Annotated in this window: 24 protein-coding genes and 6 pseudogenes; 13 read left to right on the top strand and 17 right to left on the bottom strand. The window is 45.5% G+C overall.

The features are described from left to right. Positions 1-15: 15 nt before the first annotated feature. From AC0IYG_RS10130 to AC0IYG_RS10110, 5 genes and pseudogenes are all read right to left on the bottom strand, one after another. Positions 16-1,023 carry an NAD(P)H-dependent glycerol-3-phosphate dehydrogenase gene (locus AC0IYG_RS10130; protein ID WP_471710967.1) on the bottom strand — a complete coding sequence of 336 codons (1,008 nt, stop codon included), beginning with the start codon at positions 1,021-1,023 and terminating at the stop codon, positions 16-18. Between the two features lie 173 nt (positions 1,024-1,196). Further along, positions 1,197-2,237: an efflux RND transporter periplasmic adaptor subunit gene (locus AC0IYG_RS10125; RefSeq protein WP_471710966.1), complete on the bottom strand. Its 1,041-nt coding sequence runs from the start codon at positions 2,235-2,237 to the stop codon at positions 1,197-1,199. 73 nt (positions 2,238-2,310) lie between these two features. Then, complete coding sequence (locus AC0IYG_RS10120) at positions 2,311-2,613, bottom strand: hypothetical protein (RefSeq protein ID WP_471710965.1); 303 nt, start codon at positions 2,611-2,613, stop codon at positions 2,311-2,313. 78 nt (positions 2,614-2,691) lie between these two features. Further along, on the bottom strand, positions 2,692-4,182 hold the full coding sequence (locus tag AC0IYG_RS10115) for a TolC family protein (protein ID WP_471710964.1): 1,491 nt from the start codon (positions 4,180-4,182) through the stop codon (positions 2,692-2,694). 117 nt (positions 4,183-4,299) lie between these two features. Continuing rightward, a pseudogene (locus tag AC0IYG_RS10110) lies at positions 4,300-5,550 on the bottom strand (nucleoside recognition domain-containing protein). Between the two features lie 235 nt (positions 5,551-5,785). Here AC0IYG_RS10110 and AC0IYG_RS10105 point away from each other — a divergent pair. Beyond that, positions 5,786-6,157 (top strand): hypothetical protein, encoded by a 372-nt coding sequence (locus AC0IYG_RS10105; RefSeq protein WP_471710963.1) that lies wholly within the window; start codon positions 5,786-5,788, stop codon positions 6,155-6,157. A 632-nt stretch (positions 6,158-6,789) separates the two neighbouring features. Here AC0IYG_RS10105 and AC0IYG_RS10100 read toward each other — a convergent pair. From AC0IYG_RS10100 to AC0IYG_RS10055, 10 genes and pseudogenes are all read right to left on the bottom strand, one after another. After that, entirely contained in the window at positions 6,790-7,014 is a 225-nt protein-coding gene (locus tag AC0IYG_RS10100) for a hypothetical protein (RefSeq protein ID WP_471710979.1), read from the bottom strand. A 369-nt stretch (positions 7,015-7,383) separates the two neighbouring features. After that, a complete protein-coding gene (locus AC0IYG_RS10095) occupies positions 7,384-7,845 on the bottom strand; it encodes a hypothetical protein (RefSeq protein WP_471710962.1) in 462 nt (153 codons plus the stop codon). A gap of 21 nt (positions 7,846-7,866) precedes the next feature. Then, positions 7,867-8,520 carry a hypothetical protein gene (locus AC0IYG_RS10090; protein ID WP_471710961.1) on the bottom strand — a complete coding sequence of 218 codons (654 nt, stop codon included), beginning with the start codon at positions 8,518-8,520 and terminating at the stop codon, positions 7,867-7,869. A gap of 21 nt (positions 8,521-8,541) precedes the next feature. Next, a complete protein-coding gene (locus AC0IYG_RS10085) occupies positions 8,542-9,279 on the bottom strand; it encodes a hypothetical protein (RefSeq protein WP_471710960.1) in 738 nt (245 codons plus the stop codon). Between the two features lie 44 nt (positions 9,280-9,323). Continuing rightward, positions 9,324-9,740, bottom strand: a complete 417-nt coding sequence (locus tag AC0IYG_RS10080; protein WP_471710959.1) for a Crp/Fnr family transcriptional regulator — start codon at positions 9,738-9,740, stop codon at positions 9,324-9,326. Between the two features lie 457 nt (positions 9,741-10,197). Further along, a pseudogene (locus tag AC0IYG_RS10075) lies at positions 10,198-10,748 on the bottom strand (sugar phosphate isomerase/epimerase family protein). Then, complete coding sequence (locus tag AC0IYG_RS10070) at positions 10,715-11,008, bottom strand: hypothetical protein (protein WP_471710958.1); 294 nt, start codon at positions 11,006-11,008, stop codon at positions 10,715-10,717. Before AC0IYG_RS10070 ends, AC0IYG_RS10075 begins: the two are co-directional and overlap by 34 nt. A gap of 40 nt (positions 11,009-11,048) precedes the next feature. Next, positions 11,049-11,633, bottom strand: a complete 585-nt coding sequence (locus tag AC0IYG_RS10065) for a Gfo/Idh/MocA family oxidoreductase (RefSeq protein ID WP_471710957.1) — start codon at positions 11,631-11,633, stop codon at positions 11,049-11,051. Next, on the bottom strand, positions 11,621-11,956 hold the full coding sequence (locus AC0IYG_RS10060) for a hypothetical protein (RefSeq protein ID WP_471710956.1): 336 nt from the start codon (positions 11,954-11,956) through the stop codon (positions 11,621-11,623). Before AC0IYG_RS10060 ends, AC0IYG_RS10065 begins: the two co-directional genes overlap by 13 nt. 23 nt (positions 11,957-11,979) lie before the next feature. Then, entirely contained in the window at positions 11,980-12,321 is a 342-nt protein-coding gene (locus AC0IYG_RS10055; RefSeq protein WP_471710955.1) for a hypothetical protein, read from the bottom strand. Between the two features lie 348 nt (positions 12,322-12,669). Between AC0IYG_RS10055 and AC0IYG_RS10050 the strand changes: the two are divergent. Both AC0IYG_RS10050 and AC0IYG_RS10045 read left to right on the top strand, forming a co-directional pair. Next, a pseudogene (locus AC0IYG_RS10050) lies at positions 12,670-12,948 on the top strand (hypothetical protein); the annotation flags it as partial. Between the two features lie 43 nt (positions 12,949-12,991). Continuing rightward, a complete protein-coding gene (locus AC0IYG_RS10045; RefSeq protein WP_471710983.1) occupies positions 12,992-13,213 on the top strand; it encodes a hypothetical protein in 222 nt (73 codons plus the stop codon). 977 nt (positions 13,214-14,190) lie between these two features. Here the strand turns inward: AC0IYG_RS10045 and AC0IYG_RS10040 are convergent. Further along, positions 14,191-15,294: a S8 family serine peptidase gene (locus AC0IYG_RS10040; RefSeq protein ID WP_471710978.1), complete on the bottom strand. Its 1,104-nt coding sequence runs from the start codon at positions 15,292-15,294 to the stop codon at positions 14,191-14,193. Continuing rightward, a complete protein-coding gene (locus tag AC0IYG_RS10035; protein ID WP_471710954.1) occupies positions 15,257-15,661 on the bottom strand; it encodes a hypothetical protein in 405 nt (134 codons plus the stop codon). The genes AC0IYG_RS10040 and AC0IYG_RS10035 overlap by 38 nt, the downstream gene beginning before the upstream one ends. Before the next feature lie 121 nt (positions 15,662-15,782). On the opposite strand from AC0IYG_RS10035, the gene AC0IYG_RS10030 reads away from it, so the two are divergent. From AC0IYG_RS10030 to AC0IYG_RS09985, 10 genes and pseudogenes are all read left to right on the top strand, one after another. Then, positions 15,783-17,075 carry an aminopeptidase P family protein gene (locus AC0IYG_RS10030; RefSeq protein WP_471710953.1) on the top strand — a complete coding sequence of 431 codons (1,293 nt, stop codon included), beginning with the start codon at positions 15,783-15,785 and terminating at the stop codon, positions 17,073-17,075. Positions 17,076-17,146: 71 nt separating this feature from the next. Further along, positions 17,147-17,515: an MgtC/SapB family protein gene (locus tag AC0IYG_RS10025; RefSeq protein ID WP_471710952.1), complete on the top strand. Its 369-nt coding sequence runs from the start codon at positions 17,147-17,149 to the stop codon at positions 17,513-17,515. Further along, the gene (locus AC0IYG_RS10020; RefSeq protein WP_471710951.1) at positions 17,512-17,775 is read left to right on the top strand and encodes a hypothetical protein; all 264 of its coding nucleotides are present in this window, start codon (positions 17,512-17,514) and stop codon (positions 17,773-17,775) included. Before AC0IYG_RS10025 ends, AC0IYG_RS10020 begins: the two co-directional genes overlap by 4 nt. 205 nt (positions 17,776-17,980) lie before the next feature. Continuing rightward, a complete protein-coding gene (locus AC0IYG_RS10015; protein WP_471710950.1) occupies positions 17,981-18,829 on the top strand; it encodes an EboA domain-containing protein in 849 nt (282 codons plus the stop codon). 11 nt (positions 18,830-18,840) lie between these two features. Beyond that, a pseudogene (locus AC0IYG_RS10010) lies at positions 18,841-19,870 on the top strand (TatD family hydrolase). 1 nt (position 19,871) lies between these two features. After that, positions 19,872-20,741, top strand: coding sequence for a UbiA-like protein EboC (eboC, locus tag AC0IYG_RS10005; RefSeq protein WP_471710949.1), 870 nt, complete (start codon positions 19,872-19,874; stop codon positions 20,739-20,741). Between the two features lie 55 nt (positions 20,742-20,796). Continuing rightward, a pseudogene (locus tag AC0IYG_RS10000) lies at positions 20,797-21,961 on the top strand (3-dehydroquinate synthase). Continuing rightward, positions 21,958-23,160, top strand: coding sequence for a metabolite traffic protein EboE (eboE, locus tag AC0IYG_RS09995; protein WP_471710948.1), 1,203 nt, complete (start codon positions 21,958-21,960; stop codon positions 23,158-23,160). The pseudogene AC0IYG_RS10000 and the gene eboE overlap by 4 nt, the downstream one beginning before the upstream one ends. Next, positions 23,153-24,518: pseudogene (locus AC0IYG_RS09990) on the top strand (alkaline phosphatase family protein). The gene eboE and the pseudogene AC0IYG_RS09990 overlap by 8 nt, the downstream one beginning before the upstream one ends. Positions 24,519-24,663: 145 nt before the next feature. Continuing rightward, complete coding sequence (locus AC0IYG_RS09985; RefSeq protein WP_471710947.1) at positions 24,664-25,875, top strand: saccharopine dehydrogenase family protein; 1,212 nt, start codon at positions 24,664-24,666, stop codon at positions 25,873-25,875. Positions 25,876-25,881 lie beyond the last annotated feature (6 nt).

The following is a 25,881-nucleotide window of genomic DNA, read 5'->3' as shown; positions in this document are numbered from 1 at the left end:
GGGCAATCAGGCTATTTATTTTAACAATTTCTTCAAATCGTCCATAACCATGCCGGGCGCCTGTTCTTCGTATAAAATGCGGTGCACAGCATTCGTGATAGGCAGATTGACCTGATGGATTTTGTTCATTTCTGTAATGCTTTTCGTCGCATAATATCCTTCGGCAATCATTTTCATTTCGAGCTGTGCGGCTTTGACGCTATAACCGCGGCCAATCATATTTCCAAAAAGCCGGTTTCGGCTAAATTGAGAATAAGCCGTTACCAGCAAATCGCCCAGATAAGCAGATGAACTCATATTGCGTTCTCGTGCGTCGAGTGCCGTTACAAAATGGCCGATTTCTTGCATGGCGTTTGAAACCAGAACGGCTTGAAAATTATCGCCATAACCCAGTCCATGCGTGATTCCGCAGGCCAATGCAATGATATTTTTCATCACAGCCGCATATTCGACTCCGTATAAGTCGTCTAGCGGATTGGCTGCGACGTAGCGGCACGTCATTAATTTGGCAAAGTCCTCTGCTGTGTCACATTCCGTAGAAGCGATGGACAAATAGGATTGCTTTTCCAATGCCACTTCTTCGGCATGGCAAGGACCGGCGATCACGCAAGTTTCGTGCAGCGGAATGCCGTATTCTTTGGCAATCCAGTCTGTTATCAGCATATTCCGACCTGGCACCATTCCCTTAATCGCCGACACAACGCGTTTTCCGTGCAAATGTTTGGCACTCAAATCGCGCAATGCTTCCTGGATAAATGCGGCCGGAACCGCCAGGATCACATAATCTGCACCCTTAACGGCATCGACCGTTTTTTCAAAGACCTTTATTTTTTTGGGAGACAGGACGACGTCGCTGAGGTAACTGGGGTTGTGGTGAAACTTCCGGATATGTTCAATGTCCTTCTGATTGCGAAGCCACCATCTGATCTGGATATTGTTTTGTTCGCAAAGGATTTTGATGAGTGCAGTTGCCCAGCTGCCCCCTCCTATCACCGCTATTTTGGTCTGATTTAATAAACTCATTTGAGAAGCTTGGAATACGGTTCAGCACAAATTGTAATGTCGCTGATTCGTCCAAAAATCGAGAATATTTGGCAGAAAATAAAAAATCCTTGCAGCAAAGCCGCAAGGATTTTCTTTTTTAACCTAAACTAAATCGAACTTATTACCCTTTTACAACGTATCAATTCGCGTTTTCATTTGATTTTTTTTCGTCTTTTTTCACATCTTCTTTCTTTTTTTTCTACCAGGTCTCCGTTCTTCAGGTTTTTAGACACGGCAATGTAAGGTCCGGAGATAATGCGGTCGCCAGGTTTAAGCCCGGACAGGATTTCAATATTTTCAAAGTCGCTGATTCCTGTCTTTACTTCCTTCATTTCGGCTTTTCCGGCCACATCAATGAATACAACTTCTTTGATAACCTCCACTTTTTTAGGCTTTTTATCATCTTCCTCGGCAGGCTGATCCGATGGAGGACCTGGCTGTCCTTCTGCCGCAGGCGGCGTGTTACTCCTCGTTGTTACTGCCGCGATAGGCACGGTTACGACGTTATTTTTACGTTCTGTAATGATCTCAACTGAGGCCGTCATTCCAGGTTTGAATGGATAAGATTTTTTTGATTTTGAGATTAAAAGATCCGAAAATGACTCATTCAAGATCTTAACTTTCACTTCGAATTCAGTAACCGCATCGGCTGACGCGCTTGATAAAGATGTGCTGCTTGAAGTTGATGAAGCCAATCCAGCGGCTGTGTTGGCTATTTCCTTCACAACTCCCCGGAATTTACGGCCCGAAGCACTGTATGCATCCACATCAATTTCCGCCGTATCGCCCAGGCTCACTCTTACAATGTCGTTTTCATTTACATTAACCCGCACTTCCATATTGCGCAGGTTAGCAATCCGCATCATTTCAGTTCCGGCCATTTGTGAAGTTCCCACAACACGCTCGCCTGCTTCTACATTAAGCAAGGAAACAATGCCGCTTACCGGTGCAAAAATGCTCGTTTTACGCAGGTTTTCGGATGCTTCTTTTAAGCCTGCTTCTGCACTCTTAATGTTAAAAAGTGCTGCTGAAACATTCGCCTTTGTAGATTCAACATCCTGTTGTGCGACACCAAAAGTGGAGGCAAATTGCTCATAATCAGCAGCAGAAATCACTTTATCATTGTAAAGCTTTTTATTCCTTTCAAAATTAGCTTTGGCCTGTACTAACCGCGCTTCGGCCTGTGCAACCATTGCTTTGGTCTGCTCGTAATTGGCTTTGCTGGAATTTACTGCCGCTTGCGCACGTGCAAGTAAAGATTCGTAATTATCCGGACGGATTTTCAGAAGAAGCTAGACCTTTCACAACCGAATCGCCCTCAGCAACATTCAGGCTGATAATTTCTCCGGAAACATCTGGGCTGAGTTTGACTTCAACTTCCGGCTGAACCTTGCCTGACGCGCTGACACGCTCAATAATGTCTGCCTTTTTCACATTGGTATATTCCACTTCTGTGGTCTTGGGCTTACCAATGTAACCGGCTTGTTTTGCGCCAAACAAACCTGCTGCGAGGAGTGCGACAAGGCCTGCTGTGATCCACCAGATTCGTTTTGAAGACTTACGTGCCATACTGACTTTGGTTACAAATAATTGTTGATTGAGGATATGAACAGTTCGCCAGAAATGCGTCCGGCTTTCAGCTTATTTTTAGAAATCCGATAACGGACGGTTCATGTAAAAGTCAAGGATTTTTGTCCTGAAAACGTAGTCATACTTGGCCTGAACGAGGTTTCCGTTGGCTCTGTCCAGGTTCGCTTTCGCAATGCTATATTCCACAGAGTTGATCGATCCGACATCAAACCGCACTTGCGATACGCGAAATGTTTCCTGCAATGCCCTAACCTGATTGGCCGTTGCAGAATAACGTTTTGCAGCGTTGGTCATATCAATGTATGCCTGTTCCACATTTTTGCGGATGGTCAACTGGACTTGCTGCGCCTGATATTCATATGTTTTTTGCTGAATTTTGGCATTCGCAACATTGTATTTGACCCGGAAATTGGTAAAAATCGGAATGGTAAGATTGAGGTTGACTGCTGAATTTCGGTTAAAGTCCAGCTGATCCAGATAACCGAATGTGCGCAATGAGCCGCTGGGCGTCGTGATTTTCTGAACAATCGGAACCTGTTGATCATTATAAACAATGTAGTCCGTAGCAGAAATCACCTCCGTTGTCGTGCTTTGTCCCGAACCGTCCGAGACAAACCTTTCTTTCGGTGCTGCACTTGAATAAGCTGTGTAAATGCCTCCGTTTAATGTTAATGAAGGCAATCCGGCACCTTTTGCAAGATCAATGTTGGTTTTAGCAGCTTCAATACGAAGCTCCGCAGCTTGCATTTGCGGCAAATTTCCGCGCGCTACATCAAATATTTCTTGGATTGTTGCGTCGTAGGCTTTTAATGTTGGATCGGGAACTTGAATTTTAACGACATTGATCTGCTCGCTGCCGGGGATGTTCATATATTGTTTCAAGTTCAACTTCGCAGTTTCGAGATTGTTCTCGGCATTGATAAGGGTCAGTTCATCATTGGCGAGCTGCGCTTTAAGATCCAGCAAACTGCTTTCTGCCAATGTTCCAGCTTCTAATAATTTGCTGGTTCTTTCTACTTGAAGCTGAGACGCTTGCACTTGAAACTTTGCCACCTGAATCAGCTCTTCATTCGAGATCACCTGCAGATACGACAATGCAACATTGAGCATAATATCATTCCGCGCAGCGTCCAGGTCTTTTGCACTTGCCTTGTAATTGGCATCATTAAACTTGATGTTGTTTTTGATCTGAAACCCGTTGAAAAGGGTTATTTGCCCGCCTAGCTGATAATTATTGGAATTGATATTCTGCTGAACGAACTGGTTGGTGAAAGGGTCAATGTTACGACCGGAGCTGAAACCCTGGCTGGCGCTGAAACTAATGCTTGGCCAGCGCTGCCATTTGGATTGAGCGTAAATGTTGCTGTTTGTCTGAACCGTTAATTCTGAGATTTTTATAGAAGGATTGGTCTCCAATGCGATCCTGATGCAATCTTCCAGCGTGTAAGTGTTGGCCGCCTGGCTGGTGTCCTTTTGCGCAAAAGCTTGCGTGACACATACACAAAATACAACGACGAGCAGTGCGGATTTGCGTAACGATTTAAACATAAGCGGTTCAGAGTTAGATGATCAATATTAACGTTTACCACAAAAACCAGCCATCCATTTTGTACGGACGGTTGCATATCGAGGGTAAAAGGGTAATTCGTGTTAAGGAGCCGGAAATCAGTGAAAAAATAAGTATCCGAGCCAGATTCCAGCCAAAACGCCGATCAGATCAGCGATTAATCCCGCCACGATAGCATAACGCGTGTTCTTAATGCCGACGGAGCCAAAATAAAGGGCCACAATATAAAGCGTTGTGTCTGCTGAGCCCTGGAAAATACACACGAGGCGGCCTATAAACGAGTCCGGCCCGAACTCCTTCATGGCATCGATCATTAATGCGCGCGCACCGCTTCCGCTAAGTGGTTTCATTAAGGCAACGGGCAATGCATCTGTAAAATCTGTGTTGAGGCCAGTCAATGAAAACACCCATTTGAGGCCGTCGATCAGATGATCCATCGCCCCGCAAGCCCGGAATGCGCTGATTGCCACAAGCAGTCCGACCAGATAAGGAATAATTGTTACTGAGGTTGTAAAGCCCGCTTTTGCGCCTCAATGAATGTTTCGAAGACATTCACTTTCCGATACATTCCCCAAAACAAAAACCCGGCAACAACACGCCAAAAGGACTGAATCACCCACGAATATGGACACAGTTTCGATTTGTTCTTTTGGCAAGGCAGACAAATACCAGAGAATCAATGCGATCATCGCCGTAACGCTTCCTAAGCCGAGCATTACGGTTTTGTTGAAGAGATTGATCTTTTGCCATGCAGCCGTCGATCAGCATACTTACCACCGTCGTAATGTAAGTGCCCACGACGCAGGGAATGAAAAGACGTTTCGGATGGACTTTCGGCTCCCAAAATAGCCGCGCTTGCGCAATGATAGAAAGCGGAATGATTTGCAAACCCGAAGTGTGCAAAACTAAAAACATGATACTGTGCATTGGAAGCGGTGTCTTTGCTTGGATTAAGTTCCTGCAAACTCTGCATGGCCTTCAATCCGAAGGAGGAGTCGACGGCGTTGTACCCAATCCCAGAAAGTTGGCTGAAAAATTCATGATCATCTGACCATTCGCCGGGTGATCTTTCGGGACTTCGGGAAATAATTTATTGAAAAAAGGGCCGATAAATCTTGCTATGGAGTTGATAATCCCTGCTTTTTCACCCACATTCAAAATGCCCAGAAAGAAAGCCATAACGCCCGTCAACGGCAATGCAATGTCCATCACCGCCACCTTCGCCATTTCGAGCATTCCTTCGGTTATTGCTTTAAAGGTTTGTACATCACCAGTTAACGCGAATTTCAGTAAGGCAATAATAAAGGCAATGACGAAGAAATTGCTACGAAAATATAATTTAACGCCAGTAGTTGAAGGTCGGGAGTGAGCGGCAGGATTAGTAAAAACTTGTTTACAATGTCGGAAGTAAAATATTTTATTTAATGCAAATAACAAAGGTATATTGCAAAGTAGTACTACGATCTCTTAACCAAACAGAATTTCCGATGAAGTATATCAGCTTTTTCTTTCTGCTGACATTGTTTGCTTGTAATCAAAATGATAAAAACGACAATTCCGGTGGCCAGTCCTCAGGCATTGTGAATGACACGATTCCATTGGAAAGAAAAAGTTGTCGAAAACAGTCCGGTTGCAAGTTTCAGTGAAAAAGTAAAGGATCCGCTGAATGACTGGCGATTTGCTGTGGACGTTTATGAAACCAAGAGCACGTTTGATTTTTTGGTTAAAATAAAATACAAAGAACTGGACGCCGAGGACAACATTAAGATCCCGAATTTTGGCATAATGCCGAAAGTTGAGCTGCGCAAAGGCAAAGAAGAACAATCCTGCATCATCGGCTTCCTGGACAAAGCAGGCGAATTTAAAGAATACAAGCTGGTTCAGGTGAAAAACCAGCAACTAAAAATCTCCACCATTAAGCATTACGCAAGAACGCTGTATAAAGTGAAGAAATAATTTTTTTTTAGCTTATAACAATCAGAAAGAGCCTGGATTTCCAGGCTCTTTCTGATTGTTATGTTAGATGGCTTCATTTTCAGTTTAGCACCACACGGACTTTCGCAAATGTCAGATTTCAGGATGAACAAGCTGTAAATAATATGTGCCTTTGGGCAAATCATTAACGGGAATTGAAACGGTTGTCATATCATTTTCGCTCTAGCCCACATTGATTCACCCGCAGCAAGTGATTTCACTTCTTTAGACGTCGGCTTTTCGCTGTAAATGTTCACCGTCTCGGGTAAAGCATTTGACTCCGCCAAATGTTTGAATGTAACGTGAATAAATCCTGTAAGCGGGATTGCGATAGACGTCGGTGAACCGGACCGTCCTGCAAGCGATTTATCAACACCAATTGTGATTCCTTTTTTGACGGAGCCGAAGCGATTGCTAGCGGTGACATCGACGCCATAGCAATTATTGACATAAGAATTGAAATAGGCCGTTCCGCCATTCGAGTTCGCGAATTGTATTGGCAGGATCGGATGAAGTCCAAATGCTAAACTTCGGTTTCGGGCTCGCTGAGTGTAGGCACATTAAAGAAACGCCGGCGCCGTTGCACATGAAATCCGGCGTTCCGCCAGCCGTTTTCAGTAACAAGCAATGATGCCGCCTGCGGCGCACTTCTCTTCACCTGAATCAGGCGTGCTGTCAGCGGTAGTAACACCACAGGCAGCATTTGTCGCCGAAACTTTCACCGTGCCATCGCTCACCCCAGTCAAATGTGCCATATTCGTATTTCCCGGCGAACTAACCGTAATCCCACCCGTCGAAGCCCAGTTATAAGAAGTCGCATTGCTAGCCGAAGCAGTAATGTCCTTTGGAGCGCAAAGTAAGATCGGGCCGGATGTTGATGACCGGGATTCTGGGCAGGGGGCGGGTTATTGTGATTGAAATCTTTGTTTTTAAAATTGCTATCATTCCGCTTTGCCTCCACTTTGATTGTGCCTCCTGTCTTCGCATTAGTATTCACCGTAACAGATGGCGTGTTCGAACTCGCCGGCCCCGACCAGTTAGCAGGATAATGGAAATGATGAGTTACCGGCCCAAAAGGATCGGTGCTCGCCGCAGGAATTGAAAGCGTTTTCGGACCTGCTCCCGCATGCAGTAAGCGAGCGTGCTGCCATTGCCGACTGTCGAACCATTAAAACTAACAGGAATTCGGGACACTGATGTATTTCACTTCAATAGGCTGCGCTTGATACCGCTCCCGTTGATCGAATGCTTACTATTTTTTTGGAATACTTCACACCCTTAATCGTCCATTTGAAAGTGACGGTAAGCCTTATTGTTTTAGTCGGCGTGCCGCTGCTATAATTTACAGTGTTGTTCCATTTTGCAGTAAACTGCTCTACACTTATTGCACTGACAGGATCTCCTCCTACAACCTTCCACTCATATTCTTTTTTAGCAGTATCCGGAACACTGCTGTTATTCAGAGGCATTACAATATGTGGAATGTAATAGTAATGTGTTGTATACTCTGCATTACTAGGCTCCAGGCCATAAAAATCCTTTCCATCATGAATAGAACTGGCCGTTGTGCCTTTGACATAAACGATTGGGTCTGCTGCAAATACAAAGTTGAACAATGTGCTTAATAGCAACATAATGAAAATACCTTGTGTACTACGTAAAGATTTCATAGCATACTTTATATTTAAAAGTTATAACTCAAAGTGACGAAATAGTATACTGAAAGGCTCTATATTCATTGTGCGCTGTGTATCTCGCGCTACCTGCACACCCTCGCCCCAATGCGTACTTGAAGTAACATTATATTTGAATTGAAGCTGACTCTCAACTGACACGGAATAGCGATGTGTGATGTAATGTTTAATTCCTGCAAAACCTGAAAGCCACATTGTATTAATTTGATCTCTTGTTCTAGCAACTTCGAAATAAGTCTGATTGCCATCCCAAGGATCGACGGTGAGTCTAGACTTATCAAGTCTCTCAAACCATCCAACATCGACACCGTAATACGCCATCGATTTTGCAACTCTTTTTTGCCACTCATATCCTATTTGCACTGTTGGCATAAATTGTAAGGACTTATGCTTGTTATTAGAAGAAGAGTCAAGCCCATAACGGGCTTTGGAGAAGCGAGAAAATGGAAAGACAACAATGCGCCAAGCACCTAGTTTATTACTCTGGCCCACGTTACGTTTTAGCATAAACGGGTAAGCTAACCAAGATACATTATGCCTAACTGAATGGACGCTGACATGGAACTCCCACGGATGCCTTTTGTACAACTCCTGTGCATGGCTATTCCAGGGCAATAGAAATACAAACGTTACTAACGCAAATTTTCTCATGGCTTATTGATTATAGTGGAGTCAAAAGTGGTAACTGAAGTTGATTGCGTAAAAGAGGTTTGGCTCGAAATAAATATTACGGTCGAAACCTTTAAGAATTGGCGTGTAGTCGAAGAATGCATTTTGCCTATTCATTAGATATTTGAGTTGCAGCTGGCTTTCAAATGAGAATGAGAAGTCTTTTGTCAAATGGCATTTTGAACCAAACAGACCGCCAATGGATGCCATTTGTTTTCTGGAACTTTCTGAATATCGACCTTGTGGCGATGTGTAAGTGCCATCCGGATTCATATGATAGAGTTCTTCATATTTGTCATTTTCAATTGCGCATATGGTGCTTAATCCATAGAAAAGCATAAATCTCCCGTCCACTTTGTGCCATTCGTATCCTAATTCAAGTCTGGGATTTAAATGTCTTTCGTCACGGTTAAAAAGCTGTTTGGACTTGTCTGACTCTAAACCATCGTAGGTCGAGCTAAAATAAGGTGACAACGAAAACCGCCAGGCTCCGAGATTTTTACCTTTGCCTACGTTCCGCTTGATCATATACGTATATGTCTCACCAAGGTAAAAATCACTTACGTCTAAGTTCAGCGCAACTTCCCAACGGGACCTTTCAACTTCCTCGTCGATGAGCGCATTTAGCCTGTTGAAAAAATTACTTTTAGGCAAAGTGCCTTGCGCAAATCCAGTCGTAGCTATCAAATGGAAGGTGGTCAGCAATAAAAGCTTAGCTAAATATAAAAATGTGTGCTTCATTTTTCAATCAAGAATTTTAAGTTTGATTGATACAAATAAAACTTCTAATAGTCATACAACACCCACCAAAAACCCAGTTTCGCAACTACAAAAACCCAGAAAATTCGTTGTCTGGCTTTGAGCTTGCTTACGTAGTTTTCTGATATGCCTAAGTATGATGCAATGTATTTTTGCGGGACTCTGAGGAAGAGTTTTTTTGATTGCTGATGAAAAATGTCGAGCCGTTCCTGTGCGGAATGCAGGCGCATTTTACGCAGCCGCTCTTTGTGGTCCAGCCCGTATTGTTCAGCAATAAGCCTTCCTAATTTGCAGATTTCAGGATGTTTGGCGTATAAGCGATATAGGTCTTCGCGCGAAATGTAAATCAGTTGGCTCGGCTCTAATGTCTCGATATATTCTTGCGAAGGAATCTGCTGGACGAAGCTCTCGAAGTGCGTGGAAGAAATGATTTTCGCTCGCAAACCATTCGGTTACTTCGCAACTTTTGCCTGAACTGTGATTGATCGTATAACAGCCGCGCACAAGCCCTTTTTTGACAAACCAAAGCCTGTTGCAAACCTAGCCTTCGGAAAGCAGCAGTCTTACCTTTCGGCACATGAATCAGTTTTAAAACTTGCAGAGATTCCGAATGAACACATTGTCATTGAGTGGAGTAAATGCTCCAGAAAAGGAAAGTAATTGTGCAGGCATGAAGAATATAGTGTGTCATAATAATTACGCAAGAATAATAAAATTTCTTTGGTATAACGCAAAATAGCCCGGAAATCCGGGCTATTTACATTTATTACATTTCGTCTTGATTACGCCTTAAAAACCTCATCCATCTTCTCCCGGATGGTTAGCAGGCGCTTTCTGTCGCCACCGGCAACTTCTGCCGGATGCCCAGCCTTGAGTAACCGATCTTTTGTAAGGCTTTATTCACTTCGGGCCAGTTGTTGTCGCCTTCCATGAACTCCACTTACGTATCCCTTCCAAAGGCCTAGTCGTTGGCTGTTTTTTGAAACTGAACTCTTTAAGGTGGAGCTTCAAAATGCGCTTGTTCAATGCCTCGATCCAGGAAACAGGCCAGCTGTAACGCAGCACATTTCCAACGTCGAAATACCAGCCTACCATCGGATGCTTGAAGTCGTCAACAAACTTCGCAGCTTCCAGCGGACTGAGCAAAAACTGGTTCCAAACATTCTCAATGGCAATTTTAACGCCTGTTTTTCAGCGATTGGAAGCAATTTGCGGATCTCAGCCTGAGAACGTTCGTAGGCTTCTGCATAAGAAACGGTTGCGGTTACCACGCCTGGCACGACGAGAACCGTGCTGCCGCCATATTCTTTGGTGTCCAGCAATGCTTTTTCGATGGATTTCACACATTCTTCCCTTTTCTTAGGATCCGGGTCGGATAATGGTAATTTCCAGTGCATTGAGTTGACGGTTCCAGGAATCAGTAAACCCGTTTTGTCGCGGGCTGCAAGCACTTCCTCATGTCCAGCTTGTCGGGAGAATCTGGCTCGACACCGTCGTAACCCAGATCTTTGAGCAATTTGAACTTGTCCATCACAGACAAATCTTCTTTGACCATTCCCCACATCAGGCTCTTTTTCACCATCGGTGGTGCCAGTGGATGGGCTGATGCAGCAGCATCTGCAAAAGCAGGTGCTGCCACTATTCCACTCCCAACTGCCGTTGCAGCGAATGCCGCGGAAGCTGAGTTTTTCAGAAAATCTCTTCTTTGCATAAGATTTTAAGAAAACGCTGTGATACCCGGTTTCGCAACTTCAAGCAACTGGCGGCTTCATATCGAAGCTGTAAGTATCAGGGCCCAGTTTTTCTGTTGAGTTCATTGCTTCATCCCAGGTAATACGCTTTCCTGTGTACGCAGCCATTCTTCCCATAATAGCAAGAAGTGTGCTTTGCGCCATAAATTCACCGTCATTGATATGCTTACCGCTTCTGATGGAAGCAAAAAGCTCATTGTGCTCAGTTTGATACATATCATTTTGCGCACCTTCATATTTCCATGGGTTTTGACCAAAGATCTCATGAACGTTTCTAGCGCAGTTAACCATTGCACGGCCTTTTGTTCCGATTGTTTCAACCAGATAGCTGTTTTCGCAGTTAGCCTGTTGTCTTGAATGGTGGAAACCTTTTACGCCGCCTTCATATTCGTAAGTGACAGCGAAATGGTCGAATATATTACCAAAAAGTGCATCTGTACGCACCTGACGTCCACCTGTTCCTACTGCTGACAATGGCAGTTTTCCGCCCATTGCCCATGACATCATGCTCAATGCTGTGCACAGCTTGCTCAACAATGTGGTCACCGGCAAGCCAAGTGTAGTAAGTCCAGTTACGCAACACATATTTCAGCGCATCTGGCCAGCCTTGTACGCGTTGGGAAAGACCACAATGTGCCTGTATCGTAAGTGTTATAAATGGCAGAAATATCACCAACAGCGCCGTCCAGGATCTTACCGAAACTTGCACGCTTTTGGCTCATGGTGACGCCAGCAGAAACCTGACATTCAGGATACGTTCTTTTGTTTTGCCAATTTGGCAGCAGTTGCCAAAACCTTACGAACACCCCGGGCGCGTCAACAGCGACTGGCTTTTCGCAGAAAACGTGCTTGCCTGCATTGATAGCAGCCGTTAAATGCTTCCGGACGGAAATGCGGAGGCGTTGCAAGGATCACAACGTCAACACCCGAATCAAGTACTTTTTTGAAAGCATTCAAATCCAACAAACTTATGACCTTCATCAACCTTCACCTTTGACCCGTGAACCTTGGTCAGGTTTTTCAAGTGAAGAGTCCGTTTTGTCTTCTGAAAATATCGCCCATTGCGTGAAGAACAACATTTGGATCTGCCTTCAAAGCCTGCGTTTGCCGCACCGGAACCACGTCCGCCGCAGCCGATCAAACCCACTTTAAGCGTCTCGGCATTGACCCCTGCAAACGCACGGTTCGGGTTAAGGATCGTAACAGCTGGTAATGTGCTGCCTGCCAGTGCGATACCTGCCGTTTTCAGAACGTCTCGTCGAGAAGTACTCATCGTTAATTAAGGATTAGGTGATAGATTTTATGATAGTTACACGAATTTTCGAAGCGATAAAGATAGAAAAATCTCTTATTTTTCCAGCAAAGATGAACCAAAAAATCATTTTGCGTGCTCGAATTGTAGCGCGCAAAAATCTTATAACGTCTCTTTTCATTTTTGCATACATTTATATCCCGAAACTTCTCTTTCCTCTATGGTTCACGATAATTTACTATTAATCATTTCCCTGCTTTTCATCGTCTCAGATGCTTCACCATGCTGAGCGAAAAAAATCGGGGCTGCCTGTCCTATCTTTTTTGGTTATCGCAGGTTTACTGATCAGTTCTGTTCCGGGCATGCCGCATGTCCGACTGGAACCTGACTAGGGACTTCCTGATCTGTTTACCACCAGCTTATTATACTCCGCTGCCTGGAACACGTCCTGGAAAGATTTCTGGGAATCCCGACGGCCTATCGGATTACTTGCGATCGGACTTGTGGTGTCTACGGCAACAGCGATCGCCTATCTTTCAAGCTCGATCATTCCCGGCTTTACATTGGCCATCGGGCTTTTTCCTCGGCGGCGTCGTTTCTCCTCCCGATGCGGTGGCAGCCACTTCGGTTTTGCAAGGACTTAAAGTGCCGAAGAAAGTGGTGACCATCCTCGAAGGCGAAAGCCTGGTTAATGACGCTTCGTCGCTTCATCGTGTTCCGGTTTGCACTGGCGACCATTGCAACGGGACAATTTGTCCTTTGGAAAGCCGAGGTCGACTTTTTCCTGGTTGCCGGAATGGGCATTGTTGTCGCGGCTCGCGATTGCGAACCTGCTTTACTTCGTTCAGCAAATATTCCCCTACCACCACCCAGCATCGACACGAGCGCTTACATTCGATCACACCTTATATGATGTACATCGCGGCGGAACATTTTTGAATATTCGGGTGTGCTGGCGGTGGTGAGCGGCGGGTTATTTCTGAGCTTTCGTTCGTCATGAAGTATTTTCTTACCAAACCCGGATGCAGAGCGCTTATGTCTGGGAGACGGTCATTTTCCTGCTCAATGGCATTGTTTTCGTTCTTCATAGGCCTTCGATCGCCCGGAAGTGATCGAATCGACTTGGCGCTTATACATTGCCCGAACTAATATACACAGTGGTTCTCAGCATTGTTTACCATTTTAATACGCATGATTTGGGTTTTCCCGGGCACTTATCTGCAGGGCTTATAAAAAATCAGAGATCAGTGGGGCCTAGACCAACGTGGCGAACTTCTTTCATTGTTGCTTGGAGTTGAGCATGCGAGGCGTCGTTTCCCTTGCCTAGGCGCTGGCAATTCCGCTTACCCTTGACGGGAAGGCTTTCCCCATCGTAATATGATCTTATTTATCACATTTGTAGTAATCCTTTAGCACTTGTTTTACAAGGTTTAAGCCTTCCGCTGGTGATTCGCTGGCTGAAAATCGAGGACGAAGGTCGACGAAACTGAGCAGAAAGCAATCATTAATGCACGTTTCGCATTGTAGAGCCTGGAATGTCAGGCTAATTATGAAGGGGAAATCTCGCAGATTCGAGCCTTTCCGGCTTTTGAAAGACCGATACGAAAAGATTCGTTCAGACTTGCCGACAGCCGCTATCTCGATGTCGATAACAACGCGACGCTTGGGTTTGCCAAGCTTACCGCAGAATGCTTGTTGACATTGTTGGCATTAAGCGCGAGAAGGAGATAGAGAAAAATTCGACGGGACCAGATCTGTTTCCGAGCGAATTGATAAGGACGAAAAGAAAGAGAATTGGATTTGGAAGAAGCGCGCCTCAGAAACTCAGGCTGATATCAATCCCAGGCAACTTCGATCACATATGTTTTAAGGTCAATGGTCGTGAAGCGCTCACCGTTCTCGGCGTTTCAGCGCAATCTTGCCATTCTGAATTTTGGCAACCTGCTGCGCCAGAACATCTTTATCCGTTTTCTTTCTGTAAATGGCCACCATTTGCTCATCGCTGTTTACATCCACGTCAATGCTGCGTCCTTTTGCATTGATCAGCTTAGCATTGTCAGGCAAGTAAGGCGCTTTTGCAAGTGCCAGTGCACGTGAGGCCTGCGGGACGCCGTAACCCACGAAATTGTTGCCATAAGGATACAAATGCGCCGATTTTTCAATAAGACTGATCAATTCTTTATTGGTCGATTTAGGATTCGCTTGTAAAAGACATGCTGCAAAACCTGTGATCACCGGTGCAGATAATGAGGTTCCATATAAAGAGAAGCACGAAACATTAGGCTTTACATAAGACAAAAACTCAGGCCCTACACTGCTGTAACCGATTCTGTTCCAAAGCTTTCCATTGGTCGCGCCCACAGCCAGAACGCCTTTTGCATCTGCCGGAGCCGAAACAATTTTCCAGCTTTTATCGTCACCTTCATTTCCTGCCGAAACAATCAGCATAATGCCTTTTTTGTCTGATGCAATATGCGCCGCTTTTGAAATCGCTGACGTTTTCCCGTCCATTTGAGACGGCGTGTAATTTTCTTTCGGATCCGAAAATCCTTTGGCATAACCCAATGATGTGTTGATCAACCGCACACCCAGGCTGTCCATCCATTCCATCGCCGCGATCCAGTTATCTTCCTCGCCTCTGTATTCCCGCAATGAATAGTCTGTTCTGGCCAGATAAAATTTTGCATTGGTCGCCATGCCATATTGGATCTCATCCTGAAAATCGATGCCGGAAATGGCAGCCAGGACTTCCGTTCCGTGCATATCGGAAAATGATTCGGCGGTGCTGAAAAGCAATTCTCCTGCGCGGCCTGGCTTCACGTAATCGCGAATGCCTAATATTCTTTTGTTGGAAAAAATCTGTGTAAGCGAAAGTGAAGAATCTGCTCCGTAAAAACCAGCGTCGATCACGCCTATGGTTACGTCTTTGGCTGAAATGTTCTCTTTTGTAAATGCATTAGCCTGAACCTGCGACATTACGGGCGCCATTTGCACTTTCAATGGCCTTGGTCCGGGCAATGTAAAATCCGGGATCAATAGGAACAACCTCCTGAACGAAATCCAGCTCACGCACTTTTTGTGCCTGCTCACTGGTCATGATTGCCGAAACTGCATTCAGCCATTTGGAGCGATTGATAATGCTAACCGATTGTTCTTTTAATGCGCGCTCGTAGTCACTTTTCACAGGCAGATCCAGCTCATCAGATGCTGCGATGCCAAGTTTGATGCGGTTTTCAACGGTTAGTGCGGATATAGCGGGCGTTGCATTCAAATCCTTATTTTTAAGGTAAATCCAGTATTTCGGACTTGCCGACAACATTAAAGGAGCGAAAACAAACGCCAGGAGAAACAATCTTTTCATGAAATTTTTAACAGTTAGGTCTTTATCAACAACCGGTTTTTTGCCGGTTTCACGCGCTATTTTTGAACAAGATAAACGTAATTTTGCAAATTAAATTACCAGTTACAAAAATTTAGCTCTTATGCGTTACGCCCCCATTGGCAAGGATCTGTTCACTGAAAACCGCCGCAGACTTGCCCAATTGTTGAAGCCAAAATCGTTGGTAATCCTCAATTCCAACGACATTATGCCCACCAATGCAGACGGCTCCATGGGCTTCAAACAGAACTCAGACCTCTTTTACCTGACTGGCGTGGATCAGGAAGAAACGGTCCTCGTTCTCTCACCAGAACATCCCGACGAGAAGTTGCGCGAAGTTCTTTTTCTGCGTGAAACCAATGAAATGATCGCTGTTTGGGAAGGGGAAAAACTGACGAAAGAGCAAGCGCGGGAAGTGACCGGCATCAGGACCATTTACTGGACGCACCAATATGAAACCGTTTTCAGAAATATTGTTTTTGAAGCAGATCATGTCTATCTCAACACCAACGAGCACACGCGGAACGACTCGCCGGTGCAGACGCGTGAAACGCGATTTGTAAATGAATTCAGAGACAAATATCCCATTCACACATTGGCCCGGCTTGCGCCGCTCATGCACCAGCTTCGGGCGATCAAGCAGCCGAGGGAAATTGAACTTTTGCAAAAAGCCTGCGACATTACCAAACTCGGTTTCGAGCGGCTTCTGACATTTGTAAAACCCGGCGTGCAGGAATTTGAGATCGAGGCAGAGCTGCTGCACGAGTTTGTCCGCAATCGGTCTAAGGGTTTTGCTTATCAGCCCATTATTGCATCCGGCGCCAGTGCCTGCGTGCTGCACTACATTCAAAATGATCAGCCTTGCAAGGATGGCGACGTGCTTTTGCTGGATGTTGCGGCCGAATATGCCAATTACGGAGCCGATCTGACGAGGAGCATTCCGGTTAATGGTCGGTTTACGAAACGGCAACGGGATGTTTACGATGCGGTTTTAAGGGTTTTCAAATCAGCAAAAGGGATGTTAGTCGCCGGCAACATTTGGGACGAATATCACCTGGAAGTCGGAAAAATGATGGAGAGCGAGCTGATAGGCTTAGGCTTGATTACAAAGGACGACATTGCAAAACAAGATCCCGAAACGCCTGCCTACAAAAAGTATTTCCCCCACGGAACCTCACATTTTTTAGGACTCGACATTCACGACGTTGGCAATAAATACCGCCGTTTCGAGCCAGGAATGGTCTTTACCTGCGAGCCCGGCATTTACATTCGCGAAGAGGGCCTGGGAATTCGCCTCGAAAACGACATCCTCATCACCGAAAACGGAAACCTCGATTTAATGGCACATATTCCCATTGAAGCAGAGGAAATTGAAGAGATGATGAATCGGAAATAATTCAAACCCATCAAAAGCCGGGAGATTTAGCGTCTTTCCGGCTTTTGAACTTTGTAGCCTTTAATTTTAAAATGGAGTTATTGCCTGAAGACGTTTATAAGTTGCTGATATCCTTTTTTCTGGGTGCTATTATCGGCACCGAACGGGAGTATCGAAGCAAGTCGGCGGGGTTGAGGACGATGATCCTGATTGCGGTTGGCTCCACGCTTTTCACTATTCTTTCTATAAAAATTAGCTCGGATGCGGGCCGGATCGCCGCCAACATTGTGACGGGGATCGGTTTCATCGGCGCCGGAATTATTTTCAGGGAAAACAACCGCGTCGTCGGCATCACCACCGCAGCCATTGTCTGGGTTACGGCTGCCATCGGCATGGGCATAGGCGCTGGCTTTTATGAAGTCACGGTTGCGACTTCGTTATTTCCGGACTTTCGCTCGTGATCCTCGCTCCTATCCAGAAATTTATCCGCAAAAAAAGCCAGATCCGGAATTACAGACTCGTGTGCCCTTACCAGAAAAAGACATTGAAATTGTACGAGGAGCTGTTCAAAGATCACGATCTGAAAATCTTGCAAGGCCAGCAAAGTCGCTCAAATGGGCAGATAACCGGGAGCTGGACATTGCAGGGCTCGGAAAAGAAGCACGAAAAGCTCACGCACCATTTATTAAATGACCCCGGAATTACAGAATTTGACTTTTGACAACAGTTAAGATTCACCCGGCACATTAGATTTTGATTAAAAATAGGCTTAAATCCCGTGTATAAGCGCCTTTTTAATGCACAAACGCGTTATAGCATTTCAAAGGGAAACTTTATAAGTAAAAAATACTTTATTATTCCATAACCCATTATTAGAACGATTTACAAGTCAACATTCTATGTGAATCGAGTTACATTGCTTCGTTATGTCCGACATTATTAAAGATAGGATTTGGGATATTCTGGCCCTCAATATTTCCACTACTGAGGCTGACTGGTTACAGCAAAAAGCGCTTTCCAGCCCAATGGATATTATGACGGCCTTCGTTTCAGCGCCACGTTTTCTTCCTAAAAAAATCATTTCCGTCGACGAAAGCGGAAAATTCACATTGAATGCAGAGATTCCCGGCTTTTCGGTTGAAGGCTGGTCGCTGGTGAGGCTTGCGCGCGTTTGGCTGCTTACCCAGCTTGATCCATCCGACAAAGAGGAATATGTAAAGAACGTTGAAACGCTTTTTGACACGGCTGAAATGAATGAGTTGGTGGCGCTTTATTCGGCATTGCCAGTCCTGTCCTACCCGGATCAATGGCTTTTCAGGGCCACTGATGCGGTCCGTTCCAATATGGGTTTTGTTTTTGATGCCATTGCATTGCATAACCCTTATCCGGAAAAGCATTTCAGCGAACTGGCGTGGAATCAGCTGGTTTTAAAAACAATATTTAATGATAAGCCAATCCATTTTATAGAAGGACTGGAAAATCGCGCGAACGAAAAACTGGCGATGACGCTTTCAGATTTCGCGCATGAGCGTTGGGCTGCGGGACGAAGCGTTCCGGCGCAAGTGTGGCGACTGGCCGGAAAATTCATGAACCCGACATTGCTGGCAGATATGCAGCATTTGTTTGATTCAGAACTTGAAGAAGACCGTAAAGCTGCGGCGCTGGCCTGCAAAGATTCGTCACTTCCTGCTGCTAATTATTTATTGGCCAAATACATTGATCTAGAAAAATCGGTTAGATCCGGCGCATTCACCTGGGCCGATCTTGAACACTGACACCTGAACTTATGTGCCTTAACACGAACGATCTAGCACCAAATCCTTCGCATTTCGAAGACAGCGAAGAAACAGTCGCCGCACCTGCGCACCGAGACATTGCCTGGAACGACTACAAAGACCTGATCAAAGGAATGCGCTTTTTTGATCCGCATATCCACATGGTTTCCCGCACAACGGACGATTATCAGGCCATGCATCAGGCCGGGATCGTTGCATTGATCGAGCCGGCTTTTTGGGTTGGGCAGCCGCGGACAGGGGCTTTCAAGTTTCAAAGATTATTACAGCAGCCTCGTTGGCTGGGAAAGATTCCGCTCTTCGCAATTTGGCATAAAACATTATTGCACAATGGGTTTAAACTCCCGCGAAGCAAATAATGAGCCGCTTGCTGAGCAGGTTATGGAAATCTTGCCATTATATATTTATAAAGAAGGCGTCGTAGGCGTGGGCGAAATCGGGTTCGATGATCAGACGCCTGCCGAAGAAAAATATTACCGCTTACAGCTTGAACTGGCCAAGTCGGCGAAACTTCCTGTGCAGATCCACACGCCGCACCGCGACAAGAAAAAAGGAACGGAACGGAGCATGGCCATTGCATTAGAACATGGCATTGATCCTTCGTGGGTGATTGTGGACCATAATAATGAAGAAACGGTTAAAAGTGTTTTGGACAAAGGTTTTTGGGCTGCATTCACGATTTATCCTTTTACCAAAATGGGCAATGAGCGCATGGTAAAAGTCGTAGAACAATATGGTCCTGAGCGCATTATGGTCAATTCTGCGGCCGATTGGGGCATTTCTGATCCCTTGGCAATTCCTAAAACAGCTGCGTTAATGAAAATGCGTGGCATTTCAGATGAAACGATCCGCCTTGTGACTTATCAGAATGCCATTGACGCATTTGGCAAAAGCGGGCAGATTGACGTGAGCGATTTTGAATCCGGTTACGCCATTGACCACACCGAAAAGTTTCATGGAAACAGCATTTTGAGAGGCGGACAGCAACCTTCGCCCGCCAAAGATTCATTAGTAATTAATTAAAGTGAGCAGTTTAAAACCCTATCTGCAGCTAACCCGACCTGCCAATGTTGTAACCGCATTCACCGACATTTTTGCGGGAATGGCCATTGTACAATTTACATTTTCGGATTACAGCCCTGCCCTGCTGCTTGTTTCAACATTAGGCTTATACGGCGGCGGTGTGGTTATGAACGATGTTTTCGACGCCAAGCTCGATGCCGTTGAACGTCCCGAACGTCCGATTCCAAGTGGAAAAGTGCCGTTAAGATCGGCTACAATGCTGGGCCTCACGCTCTTATTTCTGGGAATTCTTGCAGCAACCATGTTCAGCGCATTAAGCGGGATGATAGCGATTGTCGTCGCAATGTTGACCGTTTTGTACAACCGCTTTGCAAAGCACAGCCGGTTTTTTGGCCCCTTAACGATGGGCATGTGCCGCGGTGGAAACCTAATCCTCGGCATGAGTGTCCTGCCCGAATCATTGCAGCAATGGTCCTGGATCGCCATTTTCCCGATTCTTTATATTGGCGCGATTACATTGATCAGCCAGGATGAAGTGCATGGCGGCAAGAAAACGACGCTTTATCTGGCAGCCCTGCTGTATCTCATTGTGCTGATTTCACAGGTTAAGTTCGCCGACGATCACGGGAATTTGCTTTACACGATTCCATTTGTGCTTTTGCATGCGTGGTTCATTTTCAGGCCGTTGTGGAATGCGATGCAGAATCCGGTGGGGCCGTTGATCGGGAAGGCCGTAAAAGCTGGCGTCATTTCCCTGATTGTAATGAATGCGTCGTGGTGCGTCGCTTTCGGTTTGTTGCCGCTTGGCTTGCTCGTTTTGGCGTTATTGCCCTTATCGATGCTATTAGCAAAGGTTTTTGCGGTAACTTAGTGTTATATAAACGTTTCTATTATAATAATTCATTGCTTGTTCAATGTCACTTTCAATGCAAACCATACAACAGCGTTTCAAGATAGAATACAATTATGCTGTATTCTTCACCGAATATTTATTTGATACAAAAAATCCTCTTTTACAGAATTTTTTTCAGGAATATACTGAACAGGGCTTTCAGCGCAAGGCTTTGGTAATCGTGGACGAAGGTTTTGCGCAACATCACCCCGATTTATCCGACCAGATTCAATCCTATTTTTCTGCATCTGTTCCACATATTCAACTCGCTCCCGATGTGCTTATCGTGCCCGGCGGTGAAGCTTGCAAAAATGATCCCGCGCTTTTCGATGGTCTTGTTGAGGCCGTGGACACTTACCGGCATCGACAGACATTCTTTTATAATAGGCATAGGCGGCGGCGCGGTGCTTGATCTGGTGGGTTATGCAGCGGCTGTTTCGCACCGGGGCATTAAACTGATACGCATTCCAACGACCGTTTTGTCTCAAAATGATTCCGGCGTAGGTGTTAAAAACAGCATTAACTTCCGCGGTAAAAAGAATTTCCTGGGCACCTTCGCGCCACCTGTTGCGGTGTTCAATGATCTTACTTTTTTAAGAACATTAGACGACCGCGATTGGCGTGGAGGCGTTTCAGAAGCAATTAAAGTGGCATTGATCAAAGATGCTGCGTTTTTCGAGTGGATTGAAGAGCATACAGCTGCGATTGTCAGCCGCGATGAAGAAGCCATGGCTTACCTCATTCACCGTTGCGCCGAAATGCACACAGATCACATTGCCGGCGGCGACCCGTTCGAATTCGGTTCTTCACGACCACTGGATTTTGGACACTGGGCGGCACATAAGCTTGAATTTTTAACCGGTTTTCAGGTTCGTCACGGAGAGGCGGTGGCGATTGGCATTGCTTTGGATTGTGTATATGCAGCCAAAATCGGCCAATTGTCGGAAACGGAGTTAAACCGCATTCTGGATGTGCTGAGCAAGCTGGGTTTCGATCTTTTCCATCCGAAATTGTCTGAAAACGATAAGATTAACCTGCGCAACGGCTTAAACGAATTCCGCGAACATTTGGGTGGAAGGCTTACCATTATGCTGTTGGAAAAAATCGGAAAAGGTGTTGAAGTTCACGAGCTGGACGCCGACATTATCGCACAATCCGTTGATTATCTGGAAGGAACAAAAATAATTCATGCCTTATGATCACGCCGCACGGACATTTAACCTATTGCAGCAACATTCATCCCGGCGAAAAATGGGCTGACCATTTTCAGTCGCTTCGGGAAAACATTCCTTATATAAGGCAGCAACTTGCGCCGGGTCAGTCATTTGGCCTAGGCCTTCGCATTGCCAATGAAGCGTCCATTGAGCTGAGTAAGCCGGAGGTTTTGCAGGAATTCAAAAACTGGCTGAAAGAACAGGATGTCTATGTCTTCGTGATCAACGGATTCCCTTACGGCGGCTTCCATAACACAGTCGTGAAGGACAATGTCCACACGCCCGACTGGACCACGACCGACCGCCTTGCATACACGATCCGACTGTTCCGCATTTTGACCGAATTGTTGCCTAAGGGCATGCACGGAGGCGTTTCCACACCGCCATTGTCTTACCGTTTGTGGTGGACGACGATGGAAGAAAAAATGAATGCGACCGAGCAGGCCACAGACCACGTGCTGCAACTGCTGGACGAATTGATCAAAATAGAAAAAGAAACGGGCAAGCTCCTTCATCTCGACATTGAGCCCGAGCCGGATGGCATTCTGGACAATGCGGTTGATTTTGTAAAGTGGTATCGCGACGTGCTTTTGCCAAGAGGAACCGCTTATTTGTCTGAGAAACATAGCGTTACTTCCGAGGAAGCAAAGGCAACGATTTTGAAACACATTCAGCTTTGCTATGACATTTGTCATGCAGCTGTGGGCTTTGAAAATCCAGAGGAAATATTGCAATCGCTGCAAGAAATAGGCATTCAGGTTGGCCGGATTCAAGTGAGTTCTGCGCTGAAAGTTAATTTTTCAAGCGAAAAAGAGATCAAGCTGAAAGCCATTGAGACATTTGATGAGCCCGTGTATTTACATCAGGTTGTGGCTTTGAACAATGATGAAACGAAGTCGCATTATCCCGATCTGAAAGAAGCAATCCGCGATTGGAATGAGGATCAGAAAGAATGGCGCGTGCATTTTCACGTTCCGCTTTTCATTCATGCTTACGGCGTGCTTGAATCTACGCAGGGCGACATTATCAAAACCCTTGCTATTCATCGGGAAAGGCCGTTTTCGGCGTTTTTAGAAGTTGAAACTTACACCTGGGGCGTGCTGCCCGAGGATATGCAAAAACCCATTGGAGAGTCCATCGTTCGTGAAATTGAATGGGTGAAGAAAATATTGAGTTATGAATAAAACAGTTGTTATTGACATTGTCGGACTGAGTGCAAACCTGATCGGCGACCATACTCCGTTTCTTGCAAAATGCTTAAAAGACAGGCATTTAACTCCTATTAAGCCTGTTCTTCCTGCCGTAACCACGACATCACAAAGCACTTACATTACCGGAAAATGGCCAGCTGAAAATGGCATTGTGGGCAACGGCTGGTATGATCGCGAGGATTCGGAAATCAAATTCTGGAAGCAATCCAATAAGCTGGTTAAGGGTGAAAAAATCTGGGATGCGGCTAAAAAGCTCGACCCGAACTTCACCTGCGCGAAAATGTTCTGGTGGTATAATATGTATTCGACCGCCGATTTCTCAGTAACGCCGCGCCCTCAATATCACGCTGATGGTGTAAAAGCGCCTGATTGCTATGCCTATCCGCCTGAAATGCGGGATGAATTGCAGAAGGATCTGGGCCAGTTTCCGCTCTTCAATTTCTGGGGGCCTAATGCCAAACATTAAGTCAACCAAATGGATCGCGGATTCTTCCATGTGGGTTGAAAAGAAGCATAATCCAACATTAACGCTGATTTATCTGCCGCATCTGGACTATTGCTTGCAAAAATTCGGTCCGGATTTCTCCAAGATCAGCAACGAGCTGAAAGAGATCGATGACGTCGTTGCAGAGCTTGTTCAGTTTTATGAAGCCAGGAATGCAAAGGTCATTTTACTATCCGAATACGGCATTAACCCGGTTAGCAATCCGATCCATATCAACCGGATTTTAAGAAATGAAGGACTGATTTCCGTGCGGACCGAGCGCTGGTATGAACTTCTGGATGCGGGGATTTCAAAAGCATTCGCAACTGCCGATCACCAGATTGCACACGTTTATCTGAATGACGAATCTGTTAAAGATCAGGTTGTTAATGCATTGAAAAAAGTGCCTGGCATTGATCTGATTTTAGATAAAGAACAACAAAAAGCATATCACATCGACCACGAACGTTCCGGCGACCTCGTTCTGATGGCCAAACCTGACAGCTGGTTCACTTATTATTACTGGCTCGACGACGACAAAGCACCGGATTATGCACATTTGGTTGACATTCACCGCAAGCCAGGTTACGATCCCGTGGAAATGTTCATGGATCCCAAAAATCCGCTCATTAAGCTTCGTGCCGGTTATAAGTTAGCGCGAAAACTAATGGGTTTCAGATATTTAATGGATGTTATTCCACTGGATGCCACATTGGTAAAAGGCTCACACGGAAGCATTAATGTGCCTGCCGAATATTATCCGATCCTGGTCACGGATTCTGCATTGGAAAAATCCGAAATAGAAGCCGTTGACGTCTATGATGTGATCTGGAAACATCTGACTTAAATTCTGTTTCGCGAGCCATCATTAAGGAGCTGGTTAACGGAAATTTAAATTGAAAAGTTAGCCGGTCATTCTATCTTTGCCGGAAATCCGATCAGGCTTTTCAGGTCTTTGCACTTGAAAAGTCTTTTAACTTAAACGAAATAAAATGTCGAAGGTTCTTATAATTGGTGCTGGTGGGGTTGGAAGTGTTGTGGCGCACAAATGTGCTTTAAATAGCAATGTTTTTACCGAAATCATGCTCGCCAGCCGCACAAAAGCGAAGTGTGATAAAATCGCTGCTGAGATTAAAGAAATGCACGGCGTAACCATTGAAACGGCACAGGTTGATGCAGATATCGTTGCTGAAACAGTGCTGTTGATCAAACGTTTCCAGCCAAAAATGCTCATCAATGTTGCTTTGCCTTACCAGGATCTAACGCTTATGGAGGCATGTCTGGCGACAGGCGTGCATTATCTGGACACAGCCAATTATGAGCCAAAAGATGTTGCCAAATTTGAATACAGCTGGCAATGGGCTTATCAGGAAAGATTTAAAGAAGCAGGATTGATGGCGGTTCTGGGCTGCGGCTTCGATCCCGGCGTTACGCAGGTTTACACTGCTTATGCCAACAAGCATCATTTTGACGAAATGCATTATCTGGACATCATCGACTGTAATGCGGGTGATCACGGAAAAGCATTTGCTACAAACTTCAACCCGGAGATCAACATTCGGGAGATCACGCAGCCAGGCCGTTATTGGGAAAATGGCGAGTGGGTTGAAATCCCAGCCATGTCAATCCATAAGCCGATCGATTACCCGGGAATCGGGCCGAAAGAGAGCTATGTGCTTTACCATGAAGAGCTTGAATCGTTGGTGAAAAACTTCCCGACATTAAAACGTGCCCGCTTCTGGATGACATTCGGACAAGCTTACATTACACATTTGAATGTGCTTGAAAACGTAGGTATGACAAGCATTAAGCCTATCAAATTCAACGGATTGGACATTGTTCCGCTTGAATTTTTGAAAGCTGTGCTTCCTGCACCGGACTCTTTGGGAGAAAATTATTCAGGACAAACTTCGATCGGTTGCCAGATCAAGGGCATCAAGGACGGAGAAGAAAAAACATATTACGTTTGGAATAACTGCGACCATGCCGAGTGCTATCGCGAAGTGCGCGCCCAGGCCGTAAGTTACACCACCGGCGTTCCGGCCATGATTGGCGCAATGCTGATGCTAACCAACGAAGAGTGGATGAAGCCAGGCGTTTACAATGTGGAAGAATTGAATCCGGATCCTTTCATGGACTTGCTGAATCAGCATGGCTTGCCTTGGAACGAGCTGGTCAACATTGAGTTGCCTCACGAATATTAAGATTTT

The organism is Dyadobacter sp. AC419, from assembly GCF_979253085.1.
The sequence above is the reverse complement of the archived record's forward strand: the minus strand, read 5'-3'. Positions and strand labels throughout refer to the sequence as shown.

Excerpts from the sequence above, each read along its gene's own strand:
- AC0IYG_RS10120 (WP_471710965.1), bottom strand. The coding sequence starts at position 2,613 with ATGGCACGTAAGTCTTCAAAACGAATCTGGTGGATCACAGCAGGCCTT.
- AC0IYG_RS10070 (WP_471710958.1), bottom strand. The coding sequence starts at position 11,008 with ATGCAAAGAAGAGATTTTCTGAAAAACTCAGCTTCCGCGGCATTCGCT.
- AC0IYG_RS10055 (WP_471710955.1), bottom strand. The coding sequence starts at position 12,321 with ATGAGTACTTCTCGACGAGACGTTCTGAAAACGGCAGGTATCGCACTG.
- AC0IYG_RS10085 (WP_471710960.1), bottom strand. The coding sequence starts at position 9,279 with ATGAAGCACACATTTTTATATTTAGCTAAGCTTTTATTGCTGACCACC.
- AC0IYG_RS10090 (WP_471710961.1), bottom strand. The coding sequence starts at position 8,520 with ATGAGAAAATTTGCGTTAGTAACGTTTGTATTTCTATTGCCCTGGAAT.
- AC0IYG_RS10125 (WP_471710966.1), bottom strand. The coding sequence starts at position 2,237 with ATGGTTGCACAGGCCGAAGCGCGGTTAGTACAGGCCAAAGCTAATTTT.
- AC0IYG_RS10025 (WP_471710952.1), top strand. The coding sequence starts at position 17,147 with ATGGAGTTATTGCCTGAAGACGTTTATAAGTTGCTGATATCCTTTTTT.
- AC0IYG_RS10035 (WP_471710954.1), bottom strand. The coding sequence starts at position 15,661 with ATGAAAAGATTGTTTCTCCTGGCGTTTGTTTTCGCTCCTTTAATGTTG.
- AC0IYG_RS09985 (WP_471710947.1), top strand. The coding sequence starts at position 24,664 with ATGTCGAAGGTTCTTATAATTGGTGCTGGTGGGGTTGGAAGTGTTGTG.
- AC0IYG_RS10115 (WP_471710964.1), bottom strand. The coding sequence starts at position 4,182 with ATGTTTAAATCGTTACGCAAATCCGCACTGCTCGTCGTTGTATTTTGT.
- AC0IYG_RS10065 (WP_471710957.1), bottom strand. The coding sequence starts at position 11,633 with ATGTGTTGCGTAACTGGACTTACTACACTTGGCTTGCCGGTGACCACA.
- AC0IYG_RS10030 (WP_471710953.1), top strand. The coding sequence starts at position 15,783 with ATGCGTTACGCCCCCATTGGCAAGGATCTGTTCACTGAAAACCGCCGC.
- AC0IYG_RS10095 (WP_471710962.1), bottom strand. The coding sequence starts at position 7,845 with ATGAAATCTTTACGTAGTACACAAGGTATTTTCATTATGTTGCTATTA.
- AC0IYG_RS10045 (WP_471710983.1), top strand. The coding sequence starts at position 12,992 with ATGACGCTTCGTCGCTTCATCGTGTTCCGGTTTGCACTGGCGACCATT.
- eboE (WP_471710948.1), top strand. The coding sequence starts at position 21,958 with ATGATCACGCCGCACGGACATTTAACCTATTGCAGCAACATTCATCCC.
- AC0IYG_RS10015 (WP_471710950.1), top strand. The coding sequence starts at position 17,981 with ATGTCCGACATTATTAAAGATAGGATTTGGGATATTCTGGCCCTCAAT.
- AC0IYG_RS10105 (WP_471710963.1), top strand. The coding sequence starts at position 5,786 with ATGACACGATTCCATTGGAAAGAAAAAGTTGTCGAAAACAGTCCGGTT.
- AC0IYG_RS10130 (WP_471710967.1), bottom strand. The coding sequence starts at position 1,023 with ATGAGTTTATTAAATCAGACCAAAATAGCGGTGATAGGAGGGGGCAGC.